Origin of the sequence: Spirillospora sp. NPDC047279 (assembly GCF_040643285.1) — a bacterium.
Lineage (GTDB): Bacteria > Actinomycetota > Actinomycetes > Streptosporangiales > Streptosporangiaceae > Spirillospora.
The window spans coordinates 350,656-375,055 of the sequence record NZ_JBEYUA010000009.1 but is presented as its reverse complement, the minus strand read 5'-3'; the positions used below and the strand labels follow the sequence as shown (position 1 = coordinate 375,055).

Genomic DNA, 24,400 nt, shown 5'->3' with positions numbered 1-24,400 from the left:
GGCGGGCCGTGCGCCGTACCGTGTTCAACGAGGACCATGAGGCGTTCCGGGAGACGATCCGGGACTTCATCGAGGCCGAGGTCGTGCCGGCCTTCCCGGAGTGGGAGGAGGCCGGTCACCCGCCCCGGGGCTTCTACAACAAGCTCGGCGAGCTGGGCGTCTTCGGCATCACCGTGCCCGAGGAGTACGGCGGCGCCGGCGAGACCAGCTTCAAGTACGCGGCGGTCATCTCCGAGGAGTGCGCCCGCCAGGGCGTGAACTTCGGCGCCACCACCGTGCACGTCAACCTCGTGCTGCCCTACCTGCTGGCCTACGGCTCGGAGGAGCAGAAGAAGCGGTGGCTGCCCGACTTCATGTCCGGCGACATGATGACGGCCATCGCGATGACCGAGCCCGGCACCGGCTCCGACCTGGCGGGCATGCAGACCACCGCCAAGCGCGACGGCGACCACTACGTCCTGAACGGCGCCAAGACCTTCATCACCGGCGGCGTCCTGGCCGACATGTGCCTGGTCGTGGCCCGCACCTCCCCCGCCACCCCGGAGAACCGCCGGGCCGGCCTGTCGATCCTGTGCGTCGACACCAAGAGCGAGGGCTACTCCGTCGGCCGCAAGCTGCAGAAGATCGGCCTGCGCACCTCCGACACCGCCGAGCTGTCGTTCACCGACGTGCGGGTGCCGGTCGAGAACCTCCTCGGCGAGGAGGGCCGCGGATTCGAGTACCTCGCCCACAACCTGGCCGAGGAGCGCCTGGCGATCGCGGTGCAGTCGTACGCGTCGTCGGCGGCCGCCGTCGAGTTCGCCACCGCCTACGTCAAGGACCGCACGGTCTTCGGCAAGACCGTGGCCTCGTTCCAGAACACCAAGTTCGTGCTGGCCGAGTGCGACACCGAGGTGGAGGCCGCCCGTTCCATGGTCGACCGCGCCATGGACGCGCACGACCTCGGCGAGCTCACCCCGGCCGACGCCGCCAAGACCAAGCTCTTCTGCACCGAGGTGCAGGCGCGGGTGGTCGACAAGTGCCTCCAGTTGCACGGCGGCTACGGCTACATCCTGGAGTACCCGATCGCGCGCCTCTACACCGACGCCCGCGTCACCCGCATCTACGGCGGCACGAGCGAGGTGCTGAAGACCATCATCGCCAAGCAGCTCGGCGTCTGACGCCGCGGCCGTCCCCCGCCCACGGCAGCACTTACGGCAGCACTTACGGCAAGGAGGAACGGACATGACCGGGTCCAGGGTGGCCATCGTCACCGGCGCGGCGCGCGGCATCGGCGCCGCCACGGCGGTGCGCCTCGCCCGCGAGGGCTTCGTCGTCGCGGTCTGCGACCTCGACGAGGCCGCCTGCGCGGACACGCTCACCGACATCGCCGAGGCCGGTGGCCGCGGCCTGGCCGTCGGCGTGGACGTCGCCGACGCGGCTGCGGTCGAGGCGGCCGTCGCCCGGGTCGCCGACGAGCTGGGGCCGCCCGCGGTGCTGGTCAACAACGCCGGCATCCTGCGCGACAACCTGCTGTTCAAGATGAGCGACGACGACTGGGACGCGGTCATGGCCGTCCACCTGCGCGGCGCCTTCCTGATGAGCCGGGCCGCCCAGGCCCACATGACGACGGCCGGATGGGGCCGCATCGTCAACCTGTCCTCGGTCTCGGCGCTCGGCAACCGCGGCCAGGCCAACTACTCGGCGGCCAAGGCCGGGCTCCAGGGCTTCACCAAGACGCTCGCGATCGAGCTCGGCAAGTTCGGGGTGACGGCGAACGCCATCGCGCCGGGCTTCATCGCCACCGAGATGACGGCCGCCACGGCCGAGCGCATGGGCGTGGACTTCGAGGAGTTCAAGCGGGCCGCGGCCGAGCAGATCCCGGTGCGCCGGGTCGGCACGCCCGACGACATCGCCGGCACCGTCGCGTTCCTGGTGAGCGACGACGCCTCGTTCGTCACCGGTCAGGTGATCTACGTGGCGGGCGGCCCGCGGGCGTGACCGCGCCGCTGCGCGGCAGGGAGACCACCGAGGAGGCGCTGCGCGCCGCCGCGATCTCCCTGCTGCGCCGGGAGGGCGTCCTGGCCGGGCTCAACCTCCGCGAGGTCGCCGACGAGGCGGGCGTCAACCGGGGGCTGGTCTACCAGTACTTCGGCTCCCGCCGCGGCCTGCTCAGGTCGGCGTTGTTCCACCGGGCCAAGGCCAACGCCGACGAGGCCGGGGAGGCCGCCCGGCTGCCGCTGCGAGCCCGGCTCTCCCGCCTGTTCTGGAGCAGCCTGCGCAGGCCCGAGCCGATCGTCCTGACCACGTTGCTGGTGCTGGACGGCGACGACCGCGCCCGGGTGCTGCCCAACCGGGGCGAGGGCCGCGTCCAGCTCGCCGAGAACGCGGCGCGCGGCGAGCTGCCCGTCGACGACCCCGAGGCCGTCCAGGCGGCGCTGGCCTCGGTCATCTACGGCTACACCCTGCTGCGCGAGCATCTCGCGCAGGAGATCGGCCTGCCCGCGGACGAGCTGGACGCGCGCATGGACCGCTGCCTCCAGGCCCTCTTCGCCCGCGAGGCCGCCGGGGGCGGCTCCGGCTAGGGGCTGAGCGCGAAGAACAGGAACGACGCGAAGATCACCAGGTGCACGCCCGCCTGGAGCAGGATCGCCCGGCCGGTGACGACGGTGAGCGTCGACACCGCGACGGTGAGCGCCAGCAGGACCATGTGGGTGCCGCCGAGCCCCAGCTCCAGCGGGCCGTCCAGCCACATCGAGGCCACCGCGATGGTCGGGATGGTGAGCCCGATGCTCGCCATGGCGGAGCCCAGGGCCAGGTTGAGGCTGGTCTGCACCCGGTCGCGGCGGGCGGCCCGTACCGCCGCCAGCGTCTCGGGGAGCAGGACCAGCAGCGCGATGGCGACGCCGACGACGGCGTGCGGCAGCCCGGCGGAGGCCACGGCCTTCTCGATGGTCGGCGACTCGACCTTGGCCAGCCCGACCACGGTGACCAGCGCGACGAGCAGGAACACCAGGCTCGTCATGGTCTCCTTGCCGGACGGCGCCTCGGCGTGGTCGTCCTCGTCCAGGACCTCGCCCTCCTTGGTGACCGGCAGGAAGTAGTCACGGTGGCGGATCGTCTGCGTCAGCACGAACAGGCCGTACAGGACGAGCGAGGCGACCGCCGCGAACGCCAGCTGGTCGGCGGAGAAGACCGGCCCGTTGGCGCTGGTGGTGAAGGTCGGCAGGACCATGCAGACCGTCGCCAGCGTGGCGACGGTGGCCAGCGCGGCCCCGGTGCCCTCGGCGTTGAAGACGGCCACGCGGTGCCGCAGCGTGGCCGACAGCAGGGACAGGCCGACGATGCCGTTACAGGTGATCATCACGGCCGCGAAGACCGTCTCCCGGGCGAGCGTCGCCGCCTTGTCGTCCGACGCGGAGATCATCATGCTGACGATCAGCGCCACCTCGATGACGGTGACCGCGACCGCCAGCACCAGGGAACCGAACGGTTCGCCGACCCGGTGCGCCACGACCTCGGCGTGGTGCACCGCCGCCAGGACCGAGCCCGCGAGCAGCACCGCGACCACGGCCACCACCAGTCCGGGCAGCTCCCGTCCCCAGGTCAGCACCAGCGCCGGCACTGCCAGGACGGGTACGAGTACCTCCCAGCGTCCCACCAGGGACCGAGCGAAGCCGATCATGTACCTAGTGGTATCACAGCAGCTGGAAAGCCCTGGCCAAGGCCCGCGGGGCCCTGACCAGCGATGGACCGTACCAGGTGAGCAGGCGGCCGTTCACCAGGGTGGCGGGGATCCCGGGGAAGGCCTCCGGGCCGTCGCCGGCGGTGAAACGGTAGGGCTCGTCGGGCAGGACGACCAGGTCGGGCCGGGCCGCGACCAGCTCCGCGAGGGGAATCTTCGGATACCGATCACTGTGACCTGCGTAAACGTTGTCAATGCCGAGGCGGGCGAGGACGTCTCCGGTGAACGTGTCGCGCCCCACGACCATCCACGGCCGCCGCCAGATCGGGATGACCGCCCACAGCCGCCGCCGCGGGGCCGGCAGGTCCCAGGCGCGCTCGGCCTCGTCCAGCCAGTTCGGCGCGTCCACGCCGCAGGCCCCGGTCAGCATCCGCCGAAGTGAGACGAACGCCTCGTCCACCGTCCGGATCTCGGTCATCCAGACCGGGACCCCGGCGGCGCGCAGCGCCTCCACGTCGGCGGGCCGGTTCTCCTCGGTGTTGCCGAGCACGACGTCGGGCCGCAGCGCGATGATCCGCTCGACGTCGGGGTTCTTGGTGCCGCGGACACGTTCGACGTCGAGCCCGGGCGGGTGGGTGCACCAGTCGGTCGCCCCGGCGAGCAGCCCCGGCGCCGTCACCGCGACCGTCTCGGTCAGCGACGGCACCAGGGAGACGACCCGGCGCACCCGGCCCGCGACGGGGACCGGGGCGCCGGTGTCGTCCATGAGGGAGGGCGGGCGCAGCCCGCCCGTTGGGCGGGGGCCGCGGGACGGCGTCACACGTTCCGCCGGTACTGGCCGCCCACCTCGAAGAACGCGTCGGTGATCTGCTGCAGGCTGCAGACCCGGGCCGCGTCCATCAGGACGGCGAACACGTTCTCGTCCGAGCGGGCCGCCTCCTTGAGCGCGGCGAGCGCGCTCTCGGCGTCCTCGCGGTGGCCCTGCTGGAAGCCGCGCACCCGGTCGAGCTGCGAACGTTTCTCGTCCTCGGTGGCGCGCGCCAGCTCGATCGCCTTGCCGGCCTCCTCGCCGCCGCCGGGCGCGCGGAAGGTGTTGACGCCGATGATGGGCAGCGACCCGTCGTGCTTGCGCTGCTCGTAGAGCATCGACTCGTCCTGGATGCGGCCGCGCTGGTAGCCGGTCTCCATCGCGCCCAGCACTCCCCCGCGCTCGCTGATCCGGTCGAACTCGGTGAGCACCGCCTCCTCGACCAGGTCGGTCAGCTCGTCGATGACGAACGACCCCTGGAGCGGGTTCTCGTTCATCGCCAGGCCCCACTCCCGGTTGATGATCAGCTGGATCGCCAGGGCGCGGCGGACCGACTCGGCGGTGGGCGTGGTGACGGCCTCGTCGTAGGCGTTGGTGTGCAGGCTGTTGCAGTTGTCGTAGATGGCGATGAGCGCCTGCAGCGTCGTGCGGATGTCGTTGAAGTGCATCTCCTGGGCGTGCAGCGAGCGCCCCGAGGTCTGCACGTGGTACTTGAGCTTCTGGCTGCGCTCGTTGGCCCCGTAGCGGTCGCGCATGGCCACCGCCCAGATGCGCCGGGCCACCCGGCCGAGCACGCTGTACTCGGGGTCCATGCCGTTGGAGAAGAAGAACGACAGGTTGGGCGCGAAGTCGTCGACGTCCATGCCGCGCGCCAGGTACGACTCGACGTAGGTGAACCCGTTGGCCAGCGTGAACGCGAGCTGGCTGATGGGGTTAGCCCCGGCCTCGGCGATGTGGTAGCCGGAGATCGACACCGAGTAGAAGTTGCGCACCCGGTTGGCGATGAACCACTCCTGGATGTCGCCCATCATCCGCAGCGAGAACTCGGTGGAGAAGATGCAGGTGTTCTGCCCCTGGTCCTCCTTGAGGATGTCGGCCTGGACGGTGCCGCGCACGGTGGACAGCACGCGGGCGCGGACCTCCCCGGCCTCCGCCGCGGACGGCTCGCGCCCGTGCTCCTCGCGGAAGGCGGCCATGCCCTGGTCGATCGCGGTGTTGAGGAAGAACGCCAGGATCGTGGGCGCCGGGCCGTTGATGGTCATCGACACCGACGTGGTGGGCGCGGACAGGTCGAAGCCGTCGTACAGCGCCTTCATGTCGTCGAGCGTGGCGATCGAGACGCCGGAGGTGCCGACCTTGCCGTAGACGTCGGGGCGCTCGTCGGGGTCGCGCCCGTACAGCGTGACCGAGTCGAACGCGGTCGACAGCCGGGTCGCGGGCTGCCCCTCCGACAGCAGCTTGAAGCGGCGGTTGGTGCGGAACGGGTCGCCCTCGCCGGCGAACATGCGCGCCGGGTCCTCGTTGTCGCGCTTGAACGGGAAGACGCCGGCGGTGAACGGGAACCGGCCGGGCAGGTTCTCCGCGCGCAGGAAGCGCAGCAGCTCGCCGTGGTCGGTGTAGCGCGGCAGCGCGACGCGCGGGATGCGGCTGCCCGACAGCGACTCGCGGGTGAGCGTGGTGCGCAGCTCCCTGCCGCGGACCGTCACGACCTGTTCGTCGCCCGAGTACGCCTCGACGACGGCGGGCCAGCCCTCGACGAGCTCGGCGCTGGCCGGTTCCACCTCGCGGCGCGCCTTCTCCAGCAGCGCCTCGACCTCGCCCGCCTCGGTGAGCTCGGCGCGGACCTCGTCCAGCCGCTGGACGCGCCGGACGGCCTCGGCCTGCGCCGCCGTGCCGGCGTGGTAGCCGCGCACGGTCTCGGCGATGCCGGACAGGTAGCGCACCCGCGCGGGCGGGATGATCTGGGCGGCGCCGGTGGAGACCTTGGTCGCCGCCTCGGGGAGCACGCCCGGCTCGATGCCGAGCAGCCCGATCAGGTGCTGGTAGAGCGCGGTGACGCCGTCGTCGTTGAACGTGGCGGCACTGGTGCCGAAGACCGGCATGTCCTCGGGCCTGGACCCGAAGGCCTCCCGGTTGCGGACGAGCTGGCGCGACACGTCGCGCAGCGCGTCCTCGGCGCCGCGCCGCTCGAACTTGTTGATGGCCACGACGTCCGCGAAGTCCAGCATGTCGATCTTCTCGAGCTGGGAGGCGGCGCCGAACTCGGGCGTCATCACGTACAGCGAGGTGTCGGCGAGGTCGACGACCGCGGCGTCGCCCTGGCCGATGCCGGGCGTCTCCAGGATCACCAGGTCGTGGCCGGCGGCCTTGCAGGCCTCGAGCACGCCCTCGACGTCCTCGGGCAGCTCGCGGGCGCCCCGGGTCGCCATCGACCGGAAGAAGACGTGGTCGCCGTCCAGCGCGTTCATGCGGATGCGGTCGCCGAGGAGCGCGCCGCCGCCGCGCCGCCGCGTCGGGTCGACCGCGATCACCGCGATCCGCAGCTTGTCCTGCTGGTCGACGCGCAGCCGGCGCACCAGCTCGTCGGTGAGCGACGACTTGCCCGAACCGCCGGTGCCGGTGATGCCGAGCACCGGGACGCGCCGTCTGCCCGCGGCCTCGGCGAGCGCCGCGCGGGTCTCCGCCGGCAGCCGTCCCGCCTGCAGGCAGGTGATGGCGCGGGCGAGCGCGCGCCGGTCGCCCGCCACCACCGCGTCCGCGGGGACGGGGTCGGCGGCCAGGTCGACGTCGCAGTCGCGGACCAGCTCGTTGATCATGCCGGGCAGGCCGAGCCGCTGCCCGTCCTCGGGCGAGAAGATGCGCACCCCGGCGGCGGCCAGCCGGGAGATCTCCTCGGCGACGATGACTCCGCCGCCACCGCCGAAGATCTGCACGTGGCCGGCGCCCGCCTCGGCCAGGGACTTGGCGAGGTACTCGAAGTACTCGACGTGGCCGCCCTGGTAGGAGCTGATCGCCACGCCCTGGGCGTCCTCCTCCAGCACGGCGTCGACGACGGCCTGGACCGAGCGGTCGTGGCCCAGGTGGACGACCTCGGCCCCCTGGGACTGCAGGATCCGCCGCATGATGTTGATGGCCGCGTCATGGCCGTCGAACAGCGCCGCGGCCGTCACGAACCGCACGGGATGGACCGGGACATGCATCAGAACCCCACCCTTGGACTTCCAATATTTGGAAGCTAAAATAATTGCTCGTGGGCGACTCAGTCAATTCCCCCGACCCCATCGCCGAGGCGCACCGGCAGTGGAGTTCGCGCTGGCCGGAGCATGCGGACCAGATGGCCGCGGTCACGTCGGTGATGCGGGTGCAGCAGCTCCTGCTGAGCCGGATCGAGACCGCGCTCAAGCCCTACGGGCTGACGTTCGCGGCCTACGAGGCGCTGCGGCTCCTCGCCTTCACCCGTACGGGCTCGCTGCCGATGGGCAAGATGGGCGTGCGGCTGATGGTGCATCCGGCGTCGGTCACCAACGTGATCGGCCGGCTGGAGCGGCGCGGCCTCGTTCAGCGCCGCCCCTCCCCCGACGACCGCCGCGTCGTGCTCGCCGAGATCACGCCCGCGGGACGGGAGATCGCGGAGGAGTCGACGGCGGCCCTCCACAAGGCGTCCTTCGGCCTGCCGGACCTGCCCGACGAGCAGGCCGCCGGCATCACCGCGGCGCTGCGCGCCGTCCGCGTCGCCGTGGGCGAGGTCGCCGACCACCCCTGACGAGAACACCGATGAAGTCGGCCGAGGTCCTTGTGCGTCGGCGCGGTTCCGGTTGAATGGGAGCGACGGCACGGGCAGGAGGTGGGGGCGGATGCTGGACGAACACGAAGCCGGCCTGATCGCCGCTCTGCTCGAGGACCTGGCGGCCCGGCACGGCGAGGACCCGTCCGCCCTCCAGGCCACACGGGCCGCGGCCATGCTGCGCGAGCGGATCACGAGGACGACGCTCCGCGGCGCCTTGTCGGCATCACGGTCGCGCCGGCTGGCGTCTCTCGCCGACCTGCGCGCCGGTCGGGGGGATCGCCGGACCGCGGCCCCGGACCGGGCGGGCTCCACGGACGATCGACGTGCCGCAACCTCGGACCGGGCGGCGTCACGCCCTCCCGGCGGCGGGCGGTTCTCGTCGGACGGCGCGGCCAGGGGCGTCGAGAACGCCAGGAGCTTCCTGCGCCAGGCCCAGAAGACCGCGGACCGAGCCCAGCGGCGGGCGCACGACGCACGTGAGTTCACCCGGTCCCTGTCCGACCGGCCTTAGGCGCCGTGGCACCGGTCTCCCGTGCCGCTCCGGACGCCGGAGACGGCCGTCCCGGAAGGGCCTCGCCGGTCAGCGTTCGCGCGCCCAGGCGTCGATGAGATCGGCCGCCTGAGGCCGCGAGCTCCGGATGTAGTGCTCGTCCTTGAGGAACTCCAGGCGCTTGTCCTCGGCCGCGAGGGAGCCGAACACCGAACGCGCGTCGCTGTCGTAGACGCACTCGTCGGCCGTGGCGTGGACGACCAGCGAGGGCACCGTGATGCGGCCGAGGTGGGGCGCGGCGACGCACTGTGAGGTGCGCAGGCTCCACATGGAGAGCCAGGTGCGCAGAGTGCACAGCGAGCCGATGCCGAAGACGCCGTAGTTGGCCTTGACCGGCTCGCCCTGGTAGCACCAGTTGGGCCTGCGGTCGGAGGGCTCGATGGACGGGTCGATCATCCTGAGGTCGGCCCAGGTGCGGTGGAGGCTGAACAGCTTGTCCCGGGATCTGGTCCCCTGGAGTCCCTCGAGCTGTTCCAGCACCCAGTCGGTGATCCGCTCGTTGCGATCCCGCTGCGCGGCGCGGTAGCGGGTCTGGAACTCCTCGCCGTAGGGCGGGCCGTTCTCGGGGTTGAACGGGTCGAGGCCGGGGTCGACGGAGAGCACGTCCGTCTCGTCGGTGATCGAGGGGTCCATCCAGGCGGTGAGCACCTCGGGGCGTCCCGAATGGGCCGCGAGGGCGACGAAGAGGTCGCCCGCCGGCAGGTCCTGGATGGCCTCCACGGGCCGCATTCCGGCCACCGGCGTCACGTTCGGCTCGACGGCCTGCGACTGGTAGGCGGCCATGAGCGAGCCGCCGCCGGAGTTGCCGAGGAGGATCACCCGTTCGGCCCCGGCCCGCTCCTTGAGCCACCGCACGCCGACGCCGATCTCCGCCAGCGCGTGGTCGAGCAGGAAGTAGGGCTCGGCGCCGCGGAAGCGGGTGTTCCAGCCCAGGAAGCCGTAGCCGCGCTCGGCGAGGTGGGAGGCGAGGTAGTGCTCGGAGAAGTCGATGTTGTAGTGGGTCGCGATGAACGCGGTCTTCGGCGCCGGGCCGGCGGGGCGGTGATAGACGCCCTGGCACGGGTGGCCGCCCGCGCCCGCCCTGCCGATCAGGGGCGACGACAGCCCCACGAACTCCCTGACGACCTCGGTCATCCCGGCCTCCTCAGCGTCGCCCGATCTCCCGGACCGAATCACGTTCGACTGAAGGCTAGCGTAAATCAGAAACTGAGTTTAGATTCAGTTCCATGGCAGCGACATGGCAGAACCCTGAGTTCGAGCTGGGCGGGGTGAACCACCTGGCCCTGGTGTGCTCGGACATGAAGCGGACCGTCGAGTTCTACACCGGCGTGCTGGGCATGCGGCTGGTCAAGACGATCGACCTGCCGGGCGACGCGGGCCAGCACTTCTTCTTCGACATGGGCGGCGGCAACCTGCTGGCGTTCTTCTGGTTCCGTGACGCGCCGGACGCGGTGCCGGGCGTCTCCACGGCGGCGACCGTGCCGGGGATCGGCGAGTTCACCACGGCCGTCGGCTCGATGAACCACCTGGCCATCACGGTCCCGGAGGAACGTTTCCTGGAGTACCGGGCCACGCTCAAGGGCAAGGGCGTACGGGTGGGGCCGATCATCGACCACGACGAGAGCGAGCTCGGCTTCTCGACGACGCTGCACGACGGCGTCTACGTGCGCTCGTTCTACTTCCAGGATCCCGACGGCATCCTGCTGGAGTTCGCGTGCTGGCGCCGCGAGCTCGCCCGGCCCGGCGACGTGACCCACACGCCGAAGACCGCCGCCGACCGAGTGGTGAAGGTGTGAGCCGTTGTTGTCGCTGATCCACGTTCTGGAGTGGCGGGCCGCGGTCACGCCCGATCAGGTGGCGTTCTCCGACGACCGCGGCGCCGAGCTGACCTACGCCGGGCTCGCGGCGGCGGCCGGCCGGGCCGCGGCCGGTTACGCGGCCTCCGGGGTCTCCCCCGGCGACGTGGTGCCGATCGTGGCTCGCAACCAGGCCGCCTGGGTCACGGCGCTGTTCGGGCTGGTCCGCGCGGGTGCGCTTCCGGCGGCGGTCAACTGGCGGCTGGCGGCGCCCGAGGTCGGCGCGCTGCTGGAACTCCTGCGCCCGGCCGCGGTCGTCGTGGACGAGCCGTGCGCGCCACTCGTCGCGGGCGCGGGAGTCCCGGTGCTCCGCCTCGACGGCGAACTCCCGGACGGGCCGATGCCCGGACGGCCGGTCGAGCGGCTGCGCGGGCCCGAGCCGTGCCTGCTGCTGCACACCAGCGGCACGACCGGGCGGGCCAAGCTGGTCCCGGTCACCCACCAGCAGCTCATCGGCGCCGTGACGTTCATGAAGCTGGAGGTCCCCGAAGCGGTGCCGGGCGCCCGGCACCTGTCGGCGTTGCCGCTGTTCCACATCGCGGGCCTCGCCAACCTCGCCTACGCGCTGTTCACCGGCGGGCACCTGCACGTGCTCGGCGGCTTCAGCCCGGCGGGGTTCGTGGACGAGCTGGCGGCACGGCGGATCCAGCTGACCCAGCTCGTGCCCACGCTGATCCGCGCGGTGACCGAGGAGGTCCGCGGCCGGGCGGCGGCGCCGGACCTGTCGGCGCTGGCCGAGGTGGTGTACGGGGCGTCACCGATCGACCCGGGGCTGCTCGCGACGGCGGTCGAGACCCTGGGCTGCCGGTTCCGGCAGAACTACGCGTGCACCGAGACCGGCCCGCTGCCGGTCACGACGCTGTCGCCGCGGGACCACGACCCGGCGCTCGGCAGGCTCGCCACGGCGGGCCGCCCGTCACTGGGATGGGAGCTGCGGCTCGGCGAGTCCGGCGAGATCCAGGTGCGCGGCGCCGCGCCCTTCCCCGGCTACTGGGACGACCCCGAGGCCACCCGGCAGGTCATGACCGCCGACGGTTTCTACCGGACGGGCGACATCGGCGTGGTGGACGCCGACGGCTACGTGACGATCGTCGACCGGCTCAAGGACATGATCGTGACCGGCGGTGAGAACGTCCATCCGGCCGAGGTCGAGGCGGTGCTGTCGGCCCATCCCGCGGTGCGCGAGACGGCCGTGATCGGGGTGCCGCACGAGAAGTGGGGCGAGACCGTGCACGCCGTCGTCGTGCTCACGGCGGACGGGAAGGCCGGCCCCGACGAGCTCATCACGTGGACGCGGGAGCGGCTGGCGGGTTTCAAGTGCCCGACCGGCGTCACGTTCGCGGCCGAACTGCCGCGCAACGCCACCGGAAAGGTCCTGAAGACCACGCTGCGCGAAGGTCATTGGGCGGGCCGGGGCCGCCGGGTGTCCTAACCTGGGGTTCCGTCATGAAGAAGCACACCATCGCCAAGGCGCGTCCCGCCGCCGGGACGGAGCGTCCGGCCAAGTCGACCCGCAAGGGCCGCGAGACCGATCAGGCGTTCCGCGACGCCGGCCGGACGGTGTTCGCCCGGGAGGGCTACTTCAAGGCCAAGATCAGCGATATCGCCGCCGAGGCGGGCAAGTCTGTCGCGTCGTTCTACAACTACTACGACACCAAGGCCGACCTGCTCATCGCGCTGGCCGAGGAGTTCCACGAGGAGGCGAGCCGCCTCGCGGCGCTCTCCTACACCCAGGGTCTGTCGTCGGAGGGGGCGCTGCGCGAGGCGGTGGCGGGCTTCTGGCGGACGTACGCGCGCCGGCGCGGCGAGCTGATCGGCGTGTTCCAGGCGTCGATGCTGGAGGAGGAGTTCCGCGACCGCTGGCTGGCGATCCGCGCGGAGGCCATCGAGCGCATCGCGGCCGAGATCCGCCGCGCGCAGAGGTCCGGCCACTGCCCCGGCGTCGACCCGGTGCTGACCGCGTCGGCGTTGTCGGCCATGCTCGAGCACTTCTGTTACATCTGGCAGGGCCAGGGCGGCGAGCGCGTCGACAGTGACTTCGACGACGAACGCGCCGTCGACACCCTCGCCACGATCTGGGTCAGGTCGATCTACTGGCGTCCGGAATGAGACCGGGTCATCGTTTGAGCGCCAGCCCGAGGTGAAGGCCGAGCTCCTCGTAGAGGGCGAGATCGGTGAGGGTGAACGCGGCCCTGTCCGGCCTCCTGACCAGCAGAAGGACACCGAGGGACGAGGTCTCGTCGCGCAGCGCGACCGCCGCGGCGAAGCCGGGGCTCAGCAGGTCGGCGACCGCCGCCGCCTCCTGCCCGCGGCCCAGTGCCCCCTTCTCCCCGAGCGGGACGTGCAGCATCGACTCGCCCGTCCGGACGATCGTGCGGGCGACCTCCGACTGCTCGGGATCGATGGCCTCCAGAACGCGGACGACCAGGGACTCCTCCTTGCCCGCGGGGCCGCCGGACGTGCCGGCCACCACCGCGCGCCGGAGGGCACCGCCCCGGACCAGGTCGATGACGACGAAGTCGGCGCACTCGGCGGCGAGGAGAGTCCCCGCGTTCTCCAGCATCGCCGGCCCGCCCTCCGCCGCTCCGTTCAGGAGCAGCCGGGTCATCCGGCCCATGAGATCCAGCCGGTGCAGCGGAGCCGCCTCTCCCGCGCCCTCCGCCGCGGTCCGCTCGGCGAACGGGTCGAGCGTGACCAGGACCAGCGGGTCCCGCTGCGGCGGGGACCCGAGCCGGGTCAGCCGCAACTCCAGCGGCGGCGGGCGGTGCGTCGCCCGGGACCTCAGCCGGCAGGCCAGCGAACCGGGCCGCGACTCACGCAGGACGTCGGCCAGCTCGCAGCGGAACGTCGTCCGCCAGGGCAGCTCGACGAAGACGGCGAACGGCTTGCCGACCGCCAGGGAGTCCGCGATGCCCAGGAGGCCGGCACCGTGCCGGTTGAGGGCGCGGATCATGCCGGCGCCGTCCAGGACGAAGACGGGGAACGGCAGGTCGTGGAAGGCCCGGTGGACGAGCGCCTCCCGCTGGGCGTTCTCCGCACTGAGCAGGGACATGCGCTCGAGCTCTTCGGTGCAGACCCGCAGTTCCTCTTCGGCATTAGCCAGCTCGAGAAGTGCCGTATCCATCGCTGGAGCGTCGCGCAGAGCGCTGATCCGGACGGTGAACTCCTCCAGATCCTTGCGGATTGCCACGAAATCGAGATGCGAGGGCATGGCTCGGCCCCCTTCTGCGGGTTCCGTTAACTGGCATTCTCCCGGTTTACCACTACTGGGGAAGAGTTAACGGTACGGCAATTCTCGTCGTCAGGTATCTCCGCCCGGCACGTGATCCATGACGATGATGAAGCCGCGGACGCCCCCGTCCTCGTCGCGCAGCTGTTTGAGCTCCACGGCGAGCTCGATGGGGCGGCCGCGCCGGTTGACCGCGGCGACCCGGACCGCCGCGCCGGCGGGCGACGTCTCGCCGTTCAGCTGCCGCAGCGGGGACTCCAGGTCGGCCAGCGGAAGCCCGATGTCGAGCGTCAGCAGGTCGCGGCCCTGCGCCTCCTCCGCCCGCACTCCCCAGAGCTCCTCCGCGCCCTGGTTCCAGACCTGGACGCGCAGGGCCTCGCTCACCACGATCGTCGCCGAGCCGAGGCTGCGCAGCACCGACCCGAGGAAGGAGTTGGTCGAGTCGAGCTCCTCGCTGCGGACGCGGAGCGCGTCGTTGATCTCCTGGAGCTCGTCATTGGTCGACTGGAGCTCCTCGTTCATCGTCTCGAGCTCCTCGTTGGTCGACTGGAGCTCCTCGTTGGTGGTCTCCAGCTCCTCGTTGGTCGACTGGAGCTCCTCGTTGGTGGTCTCCAGCTCCTCGTTGAGGGACTGCAGTTCCTCGTAGGCGCGTTCGAGCTCCTGGTTGGAGTGCTCCAGCTCCTCCCGGAGCCTGCGGTAGTGGGTGACGTCGTCGAAGCTGATCCCCACGCCCGCGATCTCCCCGGGCTTGCCGAAGAGCGGGACGGCATGGACGTCGAACACGCTCGGCTCGACACCGGCGCTGCGATGCCAGGTCACGTGGTGCAGTTCGAGCGGCCGCCCGTCCTTCTTGACCTGCTCGATGACCGAGCGCAGCTCGACGGGGCGGTACGACACCTCCAGGTCCTGGAAGGGCCGCCCGATGTCGCGCGGCCGCAGGTTGAACAACATCTCGGCGCGCGCGTTCGCCACACCCAGCCTGCCGTCGAGATCGACGGCCAGCTGCGCGACCGGGCCCGCCGCCAGGGCGGACTGCTCGAGATTGGTCGACGATGACCTTCGCGTGGATTCCTCTTCCCAGCCCTTGGAGGGGAAACCGGGCGGCGGGGTGTTGGGAATCTTTCGGAAGAGCCGTTTGCGCAGGTCGACCGGTTCGAAACGATCGCCGTGGTTGAGGAGCATCTCGGCCTTGCCGAGGAAGAGGAAACCGGGGTCGGTCAGCGCGAAGTGGAAGCGGCGGATCACGCCGGTCTGGGTCTCGGCGTTGAAGTACATCAGCGTGTTGCGGGCCACGAGGAGGTCGACCCGCGAGATCGGGGCGTCCCGGGTGAGGTCGTTCCGGCCGAAGATCACCTGGCGTCGCAGGTCCCTGCGGAACGAGAACCGCGACCCCGTCTGCTCGAAGTACGTCCGGCGCAGCTCCTCGGGGATGCCGGCGACCTGCCGCTCGGTGTAGGAACCGGCCCGCGCCTGGTGGAGGGCGTCCTCGTCCAGGTCGGTGGCATAGATCTTCACCCGCTCGCGGAACTGGTCCTCACCGAGCTCCTCGGCGAGGACCATCGCCAGCGTGTAGGCCTCCTCGCCCGTCGCGCAGCCCGCGCTCCAGACCCGGACGGTGCGGCTGGGCTCCTTGGAGGCCAGCATCTGCGGCAGCACGGTCTCGCGGAGGGCGTCCCAGGCGGGCGGGTCACGGAAGAAGCCGGTCACGTTGATGAGCAGGCTGTCGAAGAGCTTGGCGAACTCCTCGTGCTCCAGTTCGAGGTAGTCGCGGTATTCCGCCACGCTGTCCAGGTCGAGCGCGTCCATCCGGCGCTTGACCCGGCGGGACAGCGTCGTCGGTTTGTAGCCGGTGAAGTCGAACCCCCGGGTCTCCTTCAGCATCACCAGCAGATCTTCGAAGTCCTGCATGCTCTCGCTCTCGGCCACGCTCGGAAGCGTACGCCGCGCGGGCACCCCGCGCTCGCGGCGCGTCAGGGTCGCAGGAAACTCTCCGCGTCGAACACGGCGCCGGTCGACGGCGTCTCGACCGGGGTCCGGGTCTGCTCGGTGATGAAACGCGCCATGTCACGCAGGGGCAGGGTGACGGCACGGCGGGTCGCGGCCAGTGCCGCGCGCGGCATCCCGTCGTACGCGCACTGGGCGGGGTCCTGCACCGCCACGACTCCGCCGCCCTCCTCGACCGCCGCGCAACCGGCCGCGCCGTCGGCCAGCGCACCGCTCAGGACCACCGCCACGACCCGCGGCCCGGCGGTGGCGGCCGCGCTGCGGAACAGCGGATCCGCCGCGGGGCGGTGCCCCCGCAGCCGCGGGCCCTTGGACGTCCGGGCGAGGTCGCCGGCGACGAGGAGATGGTGGTCCGGGGGTGCGAGGTAGATGCGGCCCCGGCACAACGTCTCGCCGTCGCGGGCGGTGACGGCGGGCAGCGGACCGGCGCGCCCGAGAATGTGCGGCAGCGCCTTGCCGCCGGTGGCGGGGACGTGCAGGACGGCCAGGACCACCGCGGCCAGGTCGGGCGGCAACCCCGAGGCCACCGACCGGAGCGCCTCGATGCCGCCGGCCGAGGCCGCGATCACGACAAGATCACGCCCGGGCGCCTTGTCCATGTCCTGCCCCTTGCCCTGTCCGCCGTTGGATCATGCCGGGCCGCGCCGGGGAATTTGGAGGCCTGCGGCGGTCGCCCGGTCCGCCGCGGCCAGCGCGCGGTGCTCGACCGCCCTCGCCCGGTGTCGCTCGACGTCTCCGATGCCCGAGTCGGCGAGGTAGTCGTGCAGGTTCGCGGCCCGTTCGTGGATCTGGCCCGCTCGCAGGTAGGCCGCCTCGGCGGCCTCGGCCGCCGAGGCCGCCCGGAGTTCCGCGAGCCGCACCAGCTCGGCCGACCGCCGCACCCGCTCGCGGCGGCCGGAGAAGGCGCCCGCCTGCTCCTGAAGCTCACGGTCGCGCTGGCGGAGCGCCCGCAACCGTTCGCCGATCTGCTCCAGGCGCCCCTGGGGTGAGTAGGGACCGGAATCGTGGGCCTGCATTCTCCTTTTATCCTCCGTCGGCGCGACCGAAGCCAGAGTCTTCGCGGAAAGGGCAAACCCGGCTCGCCTACCGCGGGTAGTGTCGCGAACGCGATAGGTGTTCGATCCGGAGGAGAGGCCACGTGAACGGGCAACTGGTCGGGTTGACCGGGATGGCCTTGGTCTCGCTGGACGAGAACGGCCTCATCCTCGATTGGAACCGCTGCGCCGAGATCCTCTTCGGGACGTCGGGCGAGGAGGCGGTCGGCTCCCCGTTCTCCCTGCTGTTCAAGGTCACCGGCGAAGCCGGACCCTGGTTCGACGGGACGCGCCCGCCTCCGGAAGGCGCGATCGCCTTCACCACGCCCGTGCTGCGCCAGAGGCCGCTGAAGCTCAGGAACATCGCCTGGTGGATCTATCCGATCCCCTCGCCGCGAAAGATGCGCCTCCTGGCCTTCGCGGTGGCCTGCGCCGACCTCAAGACGGTGCCGCTGAGCCTCTCGGTGGGAGACCAGCTCGTGGTCCGTCCCCACGGCACCGCCGACCGGCGGGGCCTGCGGGTGCCCAGTTCCGCCCCGTGCGTGGTGCCCGTCGACCCGCGTTACCGGACACGCCTGGAGAGCAACCTCTCCGAGGCTCTGCGGATCCTGCCGCCCGGCCGGCGGGATCAGGCGGCCGCGCAGATCCTCGCCCTCGGTTCTCCGGGCGTCAGCCTGGTCGTGAGCGCCCGGCTGCCGTTCGACGCCCGCGACGGCGCGGTTCCCGAGGCGACCACCTTCCACGTGACGGCGGCGCCCCGGCAACTGGCGTTTCTCAGCCAGGTCAGCACCCGGATCGGCAGCCGGCTCGACCCGTTGACCACGGCCGCCGAGCTGGCCGAGGCGGTCGTTCCGCGGCTCGCCGACTTCTGCGAGGTGCACCTGCTCGACGACATCTGCTCCGGACCCGGACCCGGACCCGGACGCGACAGGCGGCCCGGTGACCCGTGGGTCGTCCGCCGGGTCGCGCGGGCCGGGCCGGTGGCGGGCCCGGCCGAGCGCCCGGCGGAAGGAGCGGTCGAGGTGCCCGTCGGCAGCCTGCTCGCCCACACGATGAACACCGGCGAGCTCGTCCATCTGCCCCGTGCCGTGGGCGAGCCCGCGTACGGTGACCCGCTGCTGGCCTGCCTGCCCGACCTCGGGCCGCTCACCCTCGTTCCGCTCGTCGCGCGCGGCGCGGTGATGGGCAACCTGCTGCTCGCGCACGCGGCCAGCCGCCCGCCGATGGCCGCGCACGACTTCACGGTCACCGAGGAGGTCGTGCGGATCGCGGCGACGGCGATCGCCGACGCCGGGCTGCTCCAGCGCGAGTCGCACATCGCCGAGGCGCTCCAGGCGAGCCTGCTGCCCCGCAGGGTTCCCGACCTGGCCGGGATCCGGGTCAGCCACCGCTACCTCCCCGGCAGCTCGGGGGCGCGCGCGGGCGGCGACTGGTACGACGTGATCTCGCTGCCCCGGGGGCGGGTGGCGCTGACCGTCGGCGACGTCATGGGCCACGACTGGCGGTCGGCCGCGACGATGGGCCAGTTGCGCACCGCGATCCAGGCGTTCGCGGTCCTGGACCTCGGCCCCGAGGACATGCTGCGCAGGCTCGACGCGCTCGCCCAGCGCCTGTGCGACGGGTCCATGGCGACCTGCCTGTACGCGGTCTACGACCCGTCCGAGCGGCACTGCCGGATCGCCAACGCGGGACACCTGCCCCCCGTGCTGGTCTCACCGGACGGACGGAGCCGGCTGCTCCCGGTCCCGCCCGGCGTGCCGATCGGCGTGGGCGGTCACGCGTTCGGGGTCATGGACCTCCCGGTCGAGGACGACTGGCGCATGGTGCTCTACACCGACGGGCTGGTCGAACGCCCCGGACACGACATCGAGACCCGGCTGGAGGAGCTGCGCGCCCACCTGTCCGGGCCGCCCCCGCTCACGCTCGACGACCTCTGCGACAACGCGGTGCCGGCGTTGCTCGGGGGGTGGCGTCACGACGACGACGTGGCGCTGCTGGCCGCCGAGTTCCAGGGACCGGACCGCCTGTCCTGACGATTCCCCCGTTCCGGGTATGTACCTTTATGCCGGTCCTCTGGCGGAGATTCGGACACAGTGTGGTGGCCGGACGCCGTGGGACGGGGAAGGAAGGGCGATGGGCGACACGCCGAGGGATGACTCGCGGGACCTGACCTACGGGAGCTACCTGCGGCTCGACCGGCTCCTGGACTGTCAGGAGCCGCGTACCGGGGCCCACGACGAGCTGCTGTTCGTGATCATCCACCAGGTCTACGAGCTCTGGTTCAAGCAGATCCTGCACGAGGCCGCCCTGCTCCAGAAGCGGCTGGAGGAGGGCAACAGCGGCGGCGCGCTGCACACCGCCCGCCGGATCGCCAAGATCCTCAAGACGGTGGTCGGCCAGCTGGACGTGCTGGAGACGATGACGCCCCGGCAGTTCGCCTCGTTCCGCGACGCGCTGGGCACCTCCAGCGGCTTCCAGTCGGCGCAGTTCAGGGAGCTGGAGGCGGTGCTGGGACGGCGCGAGTTCCCCGCGTCGGACCTGCGCGACGACGAGCGGCTCCAGGCCGCCGTCGGCCGCCGGTCGGTGTTCGACTCGCTGCTGCGCTACCTGGCCGGGCTGGGGCACGCCGTGCCCGCGGCGGCGCTCGACCGCGACCCGGCCGAGCCGTGGCGTCCCGACCAGGGGGTGCAGAAGGTGCTGCTGGACGCCTACGCCGACGAGAGCGGACCCGCGGCGGAGGTCTGCGAGGCCCTGGTCGACGTGGACGAGGGCATCCAGGAGTGGCGCTACCGGCACGTCATGATGGTGGAACGCACGATCGGCGCCAAGCTCGGCACGGGCGGCTCGGCGGGCGCCGACTACCTGCGCTCGACGTTGTTCCGGCCCGCGTTCCCCGATCTGTGGGAAGTCCGCTCGCAGATCGAGGAGGTGCCGGTCCATGGCCGGTGAGCGCATCGCGATCGTCGGCGGCGGCCTGGCCGGCGGCCTGCTGGCCACGCTGCTGGGGCGGCGCGGGCTGGAGGTGACGGTCTACGAGCGCCGTCCCGACCCGCGCGTCGCCGGGGCCGAGCGCGGCCGTTCGATCAACCTGGCCGTCTCGGCGCGCGGCCTGGCGGCGCTGGAGGCGGTGGGCCTGCGCGACCTCGCGCTCGAGCGGGCGCTGCCGATGCACGGCAGGATGGTGCATCCGCTGGGCGCCGCGGACAACTTCCAGCCCTACAGCGCCGACGGCGAACGCGCGATCAACTCGATCAGCCGGGCCGAGCTCAACCAGGCGCTGCTGGACGCGGCGGAGGCGACGCCGGGTGTCACGCTGCGGTTCTCCCGGCGCGTCACCGGGGTCGACGCGGACGCCGGGCTGCTGCTCCTGGAGGACGCGGACGGCGGCCGGGCCACCGAGCACGCGGACGTGGTCCTGGCGGGCGACGGCGCCTACAGCGCGGTACGTGAGTCGGTCCGGCCGCTCGAAGACCGGCAGGACTTCCTGGAGCACGGCTACAAGGAGCTGACGATCCCGCCGCGCGACGGCGCCTTCGCCCTCGACCCCGACGCGCTGCACATCTGGCCCCGCGGCACCTCGATGATGATCGCGCTGCCGAACCTGGACCGCTCGTTCACCTGCACGCTGTTCTGGGAGAAGTCGGAGTTCGCGGCGCTGGACACCCCCGCGAGGGTGACGGCGCACTTCGAGCGGCACTACCCCGACGCCGCCGGGCTGATGCCCGCGCTCACCGGCGACTTCGCCCGCAACCCGGTCGGCTCGCTGGTGACGGTGCGCTGCTGGCCGTGGGTGCGGTACGGCAAGGGCACGATCGTGGCGCTGCTGGGCGACGCGGCGCACGCGATCGTCCCGTTCTTCGGCCAGGGCGCCAACTGCGCGTTCGAGGACTGCCTCGAGATCGACCGGTGCCTGGACGAGACGGGCGGCGACTGGGCGCGGACCCTGTCGCTCTACCAGGAGCGGCGCAAGGCCAACACCGACGCGATCGCGGAGATGGCGCTCGACAACTTCGTCGAGATGCGCGACCGGGTCGGCTCGCCGGTCTACCGGTTCACGCACGCGGTGCAGCACGCGCTGGAGCGCCGCTCGGCGGGCCGCTACGTCTCGCGGTACGAGCTGGTCTCGTTCTCCACCATGCCGTACGCACGGATCCCGGCGCGGATCCGGCGGCAGAACGCGGTGGTCGCGGCCGGGCTCGCCGGCGGTGCCGTGCTCGCGGGGCTGGCGGCGCGCGCGGTCACCCGGAGGAGCCGCGGCGGCGCCCGCTGATCATGTCCTGGCAGGCGACGGCGAGCGCCGCCAGGACGAACAGCAGGACGACCACCAGGCCGTGGCGGAAGGCCGCCGCCCAGTCGCCCCGGGTGCCCGCCACGGTGGCGAAGAACACCGCGCCCGCGGCGGCGATGCCGACCGCGCTGCCCATGCGCTGCCCGGTCTGCAGGACCCCGGCCGCGGCGCCGCCCTCGGTGGAGGGCACCTCCGACAGTGTGATCGTCTGGTTGGGCGAGATCACCAGGCCACTGCCCACGCCGCCGACCAGGAGCGGCAGGGCGGTGGCCCAGCCGACGCCGTCGCCCGGCCACAACTCCACCGCCAGCCACGCGGTGCCCAGGCCGATGGTCACCAGCGCCAGGCCGAGCACGACGAGCGGACGCCCGAACCGGGCCACGATCCGCCCGCCCACGAAGGCGGCGACGCCGGAGCCGACGGCGAACGGCGTGATGGCCAGCCCCGCCTGCAGCGCGCTGTAGTCCCGCCCGTTCTGCAGGAAGACCGTGAAGATGAAGAAGATCGCGGTGAAGCCGGCGAAGTAGAGCAGCGCGAGGAGCGAGCCCAGCGCGTACGAGCGCAGCCTGAAGAGCCCGAGGTCCACCAGCGGCGCCGGATGCCGGCGTTCCCACAGCACGAAGAGCGCGAGGACGGCCAGCCCTGCGGGCACCAGCAGCCATTTGGCCGCGCCGGGCCACTGCTGTTCCTGGAGGAACGGCAGCATGAACGCCACCACCCCGATGCCGAGCAGCCCGACCCCGACCGGGTCCAGGCTCTGCCGTTCCCCGAAGACCGGGGCGGGCAGCAGCTTCCAGGCGAGGGCGAGCGCGGCGAGCCCGACCGGGATGTTGACGTAGAACACCCAGCGCCAGCCGTCCGCGGGACCGGCCAGGCCGATCAGCACCCCGCCCAGCAGCGGGCCGACCGCGGTGGCGATGCCGATGGTGGCGCCGAGGGCGCCGAAGGCCCGGCCGCGTTCGGCCCCCCGGAACATCTGCTGGATCAGCCCGGCGACCTGCGGGTTGATCACGCCGCCCGCCACGCCCTGGACCAGCCGCGCCAGGATCAGCGTCAGGATGCCCGGCGCCGCGCCGGCCGCCGCGCTGGCGGCGGTGAACAGCGCGAGCCCGCCCATGAACACCGCCCGGCGGCTGCGCGCGTCGCCGAGCCGCCCGGCCGGGACCAGCACGAGCCCGAACGTCAGCGCGTAGCCGGACAGGATCCACTGGAGCTCGGACTCCGAGGCGTCCAGGCCCTGCTGGACGGAGGGCAGCGCCACGTTGACGATGCTCACGTCCAGCAGCGTCATGAACGCCGCGATCAGGCACACCGCCAGCGCCTGCCAGCGGTACCGCCCGCCCGCCTCCTCGGCCGTGGTCACCTGGGAACGCACTCAGAGGTCATCTCCGCGTCGAGCCAGGTCAAACACATGATCCGGTCGATTCACACGGGCCGGGCGAGAACGGGACGGACCTTTACAGGAAACCTGTCTCCGAGTGTCCAGGTCTGGTGGTCACCTGGTCCAGCCCGCGCGGCAACGCGCGGGTCACCTTCTACGCCAACGGCTCGCGCTTCGCCGGCTCCGCCCAGTTCAAGGGCGAGGGACCGGTCGGCTACCGCGGGCAGGCCAAGGCCTGACGCCCCGCCGGGCCCCGGCCCCGCATCCCGTGCCCTCCCCGTGCCCCTCACGGGGAGGGCGCGGACGCCCGGCCCGGCCCCTGTGCCAGGGTTGGGGTGTGACCGACGAGACCACGGGCGAGACCACCGACGAGCTCCAGTGCTCGGCCAAGGGCTGCCGCGCCGACGCCGTCTGGGCGCTGCGCTGGAACAACCCGAAGATCCACACCCCGGACCGGCGCAAGATCTGGCTCGCCTGTGACGAGCACCGCGTAAGCCTCTCGGCGTTCCTCGACCGGCGCGACTTCCTCAAGGACGTCGTCCCCGTCGCCGAGCGCGAACGGCCGGCCTGACCCCTGTGACCGGGCCCGTCACTCCTTGCCGGGCTCCCAGGCCTCGGCCATCGCGGTGATCCGGGCCGCCCCGTCCCGCGCGGGCGCGCCGCGGCCGACCGCGAGCCCCAGCAGGTAGGCCGTGAGCGGGGCCCCGGGCCGAGCCACCCCGTGGGCCACATCGCGCGCGAGGTCGAGGATCAGGTCCCGGTCGACCTCGTCCCGGGCGATCCCCAGTTCGAGACAGACCGCCTCGATCCATTCCTCCAGCACCGCTGCTCCTCCCCCTCGACGTCAGTGCCGTCCCACTCTCGCACGATCACCGCGGCTCGGGACGGGCGAGGCGGTCGGCGTGTTCGAGCTCGGCGGGGGTGTCGCAGTCGTACCAGGGCGCCCGCTCCCCCGCCTCGACCCGCACGGCGGCCGGGCCCAGCGGCCCCAGGAGCCCGCGCAGCGACGCGCCCTCGTACCCCTCCAGGGCCGAGCTCAGGGCGGCGGTGCGCCAGCAGCCCGCCAGCCACTGCTCGCGCCCCCCGTCGTCGACGAGCACCGCGCCGTCACCGGCGTCGCGCGCGGCCGCCAGCAGCAGCGCGACGTCGCCGGGACGCAGGAACGGCAGATCGCCCGCCAGCAGCGCCACCCACGGCGCGGTCACCTCCGCCAGGCCCGCGCGCAGGGCGGGCACCGGCCCGGCTCCGGGCGGGTCCTCCCGGACGAACACGGCGCGGGCGGGCTCGGGACGCGGCGGGCCGACCACCACCAGCCGCGCCGCGGACGCCGCCGCGTCGGCGACCCGGGCGACCAGCGCGCGGCCGCCGACCGGGGCGGCGGGCTTGTCGGCGCCGCCCAGGCGGCGGGCCCTGCCGCCGGCCAGCACGACGGCGTCGAACGGCTCAGGAACCCGCATGGCCACGGCCTGTGCCACCGGCCCCACCGGCGCCGCCGGAGCCGCGTTCGTAGGCGCTGAGGTTCTGCTCCAGGGCCTTCATCAGCTCCCACACCTGACCCGGCGGGATGCGCACCCGGGAGACGACGCGGGCGGGGACGTGCACGAAACGTTCGCCGGACTCGGGATCCTCCGACACCTCGGGCGGCTGCACCTCGGTCGCGAAGTCCAGGACGAAGCTGTCCTGGGTGCGCCACACCGAGGCGAACCCGGCGTAGACGCCCACCTCGTTCTCCGTCGGCACGGTGATCTCGACACGGTGTTCCAGCGGCTCGTCCGTCACCTGGTCATCGTCGCACGCCG

24 protein-coding genes and 1 pseudogene are annotated in these 24,400 nt (G+C 72.4%); 13 read left to right on the top strand and 12 right to left on the bottom strand.

Features of this window, described 5'->3' with window-relative positions:
- The first annotated feature begins 8 nt into the window (after positions 1–8).
- From ABZ810_RS24940 to ABZ810_RS24930, 3 genes are all read left to right on the top strand, one after another.
- Positions 9–1,160, top strand: a complete 1,152-nt coding sequence (locus ABZ810_RS24940; protein ID WP_358406955.1) for an acyl-CoA dehydrogenase family protein — start codon at positions 9–11, stop codon at positions 1,158–1,160.
- Positions 1,161–1,224: 64 nt separating this feature from the next.
- A complete protein-coding gene (gene fabG / locus ABZ810_RS24935; RefSeq protein WP_358406953.1) occupies positions 1,225–1,980 on the top strand; it encodes a 3-oxoacyl-ACP reductase FabG in 756 nt (251 codons plus the stop codon).
- Positions 1,977–2,564 (top strand): TetR/AcrR family transcriptional regulator, encoded by a 588-nt coding sequence (locus ABZ810_RS24930; protein ID WP_358406951.1) that lies wholly within the window; start codon positions 1,977–1,979, stop codon positions 2,562–2,564. Before fabG ends, ABZ810_RS24930 begins: the two co-directional genes overlap by 4 nt.
- Here the strand turns inward: ABZ810_RS24930 and ABZ810_RS24925 are convergent.
- Genes ABZ810_RS24925 through icmF form a run of 3 tightly spaced genes read right to left on the bottom strand, consistent with a single transcriptional unit; the run spans position 2,561 to position 7,672 of the window.
- On the bottom strand, positions 2,561–3,664 hold the full coding sequence (locus ABZ810_RS24925; protein WP_358406950.1) for a hypothetical protein: 1,104 nt from the start codon (positions 3,662–3,664) through the stop codon (positions 2,561–2,563). The two genes, ABZ810_RS24930 and ABZ810_RS24925, sit on opposite strands and share 4 nt — an antisense overlap.
- Before the next feature lie 13 nt (positions 3,665–3,677).
- Positions 3,678–4,430, bottom strand: coding sequence for a helical backbone metal receptor (locus ABZ810_RS24920; RefSeq protein WP_358406948.1), 753 nt, complete (start codon positions 4,428–4,430; stop codon positions 3,678–3,680).
- Positions 4,431–4,480: 50 nt separating this feature from the next.
- Positions 4,481–7,672 (bottom strand): fused isobutyryl-CoA mutase/GTPase IcmF, encoded by a 3,192-nt coding sequence (icmF, locus tag ABZ810_RS24915; RefSeq protein WP_358406945.1) that lies wholly within the window; start codon positions 7,670–7,672, stop codon positions 4,481–4,483.
- 50 nt (positions 7,673–7,722) lie between these two features.
- Here icmF and ABZ810_RS24910 point away from each other — a divergent pair, with 50 nt between their 5' ends.
- Entirely contained in the window at positions 7,723–8,235 is a 513-nt protein-coding gene (locus ABZ810_RS24910) for a MarR family transcriptional regulator (RefSeq protein ID WP_358406944.1), read from the top strand.
- A 91-nt stretch (positions 8,236–8,326) separates the two neighbouring features.
- Positions 8,327–8,770, top strand: a complete 444-nt coding sequence (locus ABZ810_RS24905) for a hypothetical protein (protein ID WP_358406943.1) — start codon at positions 8,327–8,329, stop codon at positions 8,768–8,770.
- Between the two features lie 69 nt (positions 8,771–8,839).
- Here ABZ810_RS24905 and ABZ810_RS24900 read toward each other — a convergent pair whose 3' ends face one another.
- Positions 8,840–9,943, bottom strand: coding sequence for an alpha/beta hydrolase (locus ABZ810_RS24900; RefSeq protein ID WP_358406940.1), 1,104 nt, complete (start codon positions 9,941–9,943; stop codon positions 8,840–8,842).
- A gap of 92 nt (positions 9,944–10,035) precedes the next feature.
- Here ABZ810_RS24900 and ABZ810_RS24895 point away from each other — a divergent pair, with 92 nt between their 5' ends.
- The 3 genes from ABZ810_RS24895 to ABZ810_RS24885 are packed head-to-tail and all read left to right on the top strand — an operon-like array spanning position 10,036 to position 12,774.
- Positions 10,036–10,605 (top strand): VOC family protein, encoded by a 570-nt coding sequence (locus ABZ810_RS24895; RefSeq protein ID WP_358406938.1) that lies wholly within the window; start codon positions 10,036–10,038, stop codon positions 10,603–10,605.
- A 4-nt stretch (positions 10,606–10,609) separates the two neighbouring features.
- Positions 10,610–12,097: an AMP-binding protein gene (locus tag ABZ810_RS24890; RefSeq protein WP_358406937.1), complete on the top strand. Its 1,488-nt coding sequence runs from the start codon at positions 10,610–10,612 to the stop codon at positions 12,095–12,097.
- A 14-nt stretch (positions 12,098–12,111) separates the two neighbouring features.
- The gene (locus ABZ810_RS24885; RefSeq protein ID WP_358406936.1) at positions 12,112–12,774 is read left to right on the top strand and encodes a TetR/AcrR family transcriptional regulator; all 663 of its coding nucleotides are present in this window, start codon (positions 12,112–12,114) and stop codon (positions 12,772–12,774) included.
- Between the two features lie 7 nt (positions 12,775–12,781).
- Here ABZ810_RS24885 and ABZ810_RS24880 read toward each other — a convergent pair whose 3' ends face one another.
- The 4 genes from ABZ810_RS24880 to ABZ810_RS24865 all read right to left on the bottom strand — a co-directional run bounded on the left by ABZ810_RS24880 (position 12,782) and on the right by ABZ810_RS24865 (position 16,914).
- Positions 12,782–13,855, bottom strand: a complete 1,074-nt coding sequence (locus ABZ810_RS24880; RefSeq protein WP_358406934.1) for a PAS domain-containing protein — start codon at positions 13,853–13,855, stop codon at positions 12,782–12,784.
- Positions 13,856–13,966: 111 nt separating this feature from the next.
- Positions 13,967–15,820 carry a CheR family methyltransferase gene (locus ABZ810_RS24875; protein WP_358406932.1) on the bottom strand — a complete coding sequence of 618 codons (1,854 nt, stop codon included), beginning with the start codon at positions 15,818–15,820 and terminating at the stop codon, positions 13,967–13,969.
- A 44-nt stretch (positions 15,821–15,864) separates the two neighbouring features.
- Positions 15,865–16,497: a chemotaxis protein CheB gene (locus ABZ810_RS24870; RefSeq protein ID WP_358406930.1), complete on the bottom strand. Its 633-nt coding sequence runs from the start codon at positions 16,495–16,497 to the stop codon at positions 15,865–15,867.
- A gap of 30 nt (positions 16,498–16,527) precedes the next feature.
- A complete protein-coding gene (locus tag ABZ810_RS24865) occupies positions 16,528–16,914 on the bottom strand; it encodes a hypothetical protein (RefSeq protein ID WP_358406929.1) in 387 nt (128 codons plus the stop codon).
- A gap of 122 nt (positions 16,915–17,036) precedes the next feature.
- Here ABZ810_RS24865 and ABZ810_RS24860 point away from each other — a divergent pair, with 122 nt between their 5' ends.
- The 3 genes from ABZ810_RS24860 (at position 17,037) to ABZ810_RS24850 (ending at position 21,202) form a co-directional block, all read left to right on the top strand.
- A complete protein-coding gene (locus ABZ810_RS24860) occupies positions 17,037–18,965 on the top strand; it encodes a SpoIIE family protein phosphatase (RefSeq protein WP_358406926.1) in 1,929 nt (642 codons plus the stop codon).
- Between the two features lie 100 nt (positions 18,966–19,065).
- On the top strand, positions 19,066–19,881 hold the full coding sequence (locus ABZ810_RS24855; RefSeq protein ID WP_358406923.1) for a tryptophan 2,3-dioxygenase family protein: 816 nt from the start codon (positions 19,066–19,068) through the stop codon (positions 19,879–19,881).
- Positions 19,871–21,202 carry an NAD(P)/FAD-dependent oxidoreductase gene (locus ABZ810_RS24850; protein ID WP_358406922.1) on the top strand — a complete coding sequence of 444 codons (1,332 nt, stop codon included), beginning with the start codon at positions 19,871–19,873 and terminating at the stop codon, positions 21,200–21,202. Before ABZ810_RS24855 ends, ABZ810_RS24850 begins: the two co-directional genes overlap by 11 nt.
- Here ABZ810_RS24850 and ABZ810_RS24845 read toward each other — a convergent pair.
- Entirely contained in the window at positions 21,171–22,595 is a 1,425-nt protein-coding gene (locus tag ABZ810_RS24845; protein ID WP_358406921.1) for an MFS transporter, read from the bottom strand. The two genes, ABZ810_RS24850 and ABZ810_RS24845, sit on opposite strands and share 32 nt — an antisense overlap.
- A 38-nt stretch (positions 22,596–22,633) precedes the next feature.
- Between ABZ810_RS24845 and ABZ810_RS24840 the strand changes: the two are divergent.
- Positions 22,634–22,840, top strand: a pseudogene (locus ABZ810_RS24840) (hypothetical protein); the annotation flags it as partial.
- A gap of 98 nt (positions 22,841–22,938) precedes the next feature.
- Positions 22,939–23,172, top strand: a complete 234-nt coding sequence (locus ABZ810_RS24835) for a hypothetical protein (RefSeq protein WP_358406919.1) — start codon at positions 22,939–22,941, stop codon at positions 23,170–23,172.
- An 18-nt stretch (positions 23,173–23,190) separates the two neighbouring features.
- On the opposite strand, the gene ABZ810_RS24830 is transcribed toward ABZ810_RS24835, so the two are convergent.
- Genes ABZ810_RS24830 through ABZ810_RS24820 form a run of 3 tightly spaced genes read right to left on the bottom strand, consistent with a single transcriptional unit; the run spans position 23,191 to position 24,380 of the window.
- Complete coding sequence (locus ABZ810_RS24830) at positions 23,191–23,424, bottom strand: DUF6457 domain-containing protein (RefSeq protein ID WP_358406917.1); 234 nt, start codon at positions 23,422–23,424, stop codon at positions 23,191–23,193.
- 46 nt (positions 23,425–23,470) lie between these two features.
- A complete protein-coding gene (locus tag ABZ810_RS24825; protein ID WP_358406915.1) occupies positions 23,471–24,058 on the bottom strand; it encodes an NTP transferase domain-containing protein in 588 nt (195 codons plus the stop codon).
- Positions 24,045–24,380 carry a DUF3467 domain-containing protein gene (locus ABZ810_RS24820; protein ID WP_358406913.1) on the bottom strand — a complete coding sequence of 112 codons (336 nt, stop codon included), beginning with the start codon at positions 24,378–24,380 and terminating at the stop codon, positions 24,045–24,047. Before ABZ810_RS24820 ends, ABZ810_RS24825 begins: the two co-directional genes overlap by 14 nt.
- Between the last annotated feature and the right edge of the window lie 20 nt (positions 24,381–24,400).

Excerpts from the sequence above, each read along its gene's own strand:
- fabG (WP_358406953.1), top strand. The coding sequence starts at position 1,225 with ATGACCGGGTCCAGGGTGGCCATCGTCACCGGCGCGGCGCGCGGCATC.
- ABZ810_RS24925 (WP_358406950.1), bottom strand. The coding sequence starts at position 3,664 with ATGATCGGCTTCGCTCGGTCCCTGGTGGGACGCTGGGAGGTACTCGTA.
- ABZ810_RS24920 (WP_358406948.1), bottom strand. The coding sequence starts at position 4,430 with ATGGACGACACCGGCGCCCCGGTCCCCGTCGCGGGCCGGGTGCGCCGG.
- icmF (WP_358406945.1), bottom strand. The coding sequence starts at position 7,672 with ATGCATGTCCCGGTCCATCCCGTGCGGTTCGTGACGGCCGCGGCGCTG.
- ABZ810_RS24905 (WP_358406943.1), top strand. The coding sequence starts at position 8,327 with ATGCTGGACGAACACGAAGCCGGCCTGATCGCCGCTCTGCTCGAGGAC.
- ABZ810_RS24900 (WP_358406940.1), bottom strand. The coding sequence starts at position 9,943 with ATGACCGAGGTCGTCAGGGAGTTCGTGGGGCTGTCGTCGCCCCTGATC.
- ABZ810_RS24895 (WP_358406938.1), top strand. The coding sequence starts at position 10,036 with ATGGCAGCGACATGGCAGAACCCTGAGTTCGAGCTGGGCGGGGTGAAC.
- ABZ810_RS24885 (WP_358406936.1), top strand. The coding sequence starts at position 12,112 with ATGAAGAAGCACACCATCGCCAAGGCGCGTCCCGCCGCCGGGACGGAG.
- ABZ810_RS24870 (WP_358406930.1), bottom strand. The coding sequence starts at position 16,497 with ATGGACAAGGCGCCCGGGCGTGATCTTGTCGTGATCGCGGCCTCGGCC.
- ABZ810_RS24865 (WP_358406929.1), bottom strand. The coding sequence starts at position 16,914 with ATGCAGGCCCACGATTCCGGTCCCTACTCACCCCAGGGGCGCCTGGAG.
- ABZ810_RS24855 (WP_358406923.1), top strand. The coding sequence starts at position 19,066 with ATGGGCGACACGCCGAGGGATGACTCGCGGGACCTGACCTACGGGAGC.
- ABZ810_RS24850 (WP_358406922.1), top strand. The coding sequence starts at position 19,871 with ATGGCCGGTGAGCGCATCGCGATCGTCGGCGGCGGCCTGGCCGGCGGC.
- ABZ810_RS24825 (WP_358406915.1), bottom strand. The coding sequence starts at position 24,058 with ATGCGGGTTCCTGAGCCGTTCGACGCCGTCGTGCTGGCCGGCGGCAGG.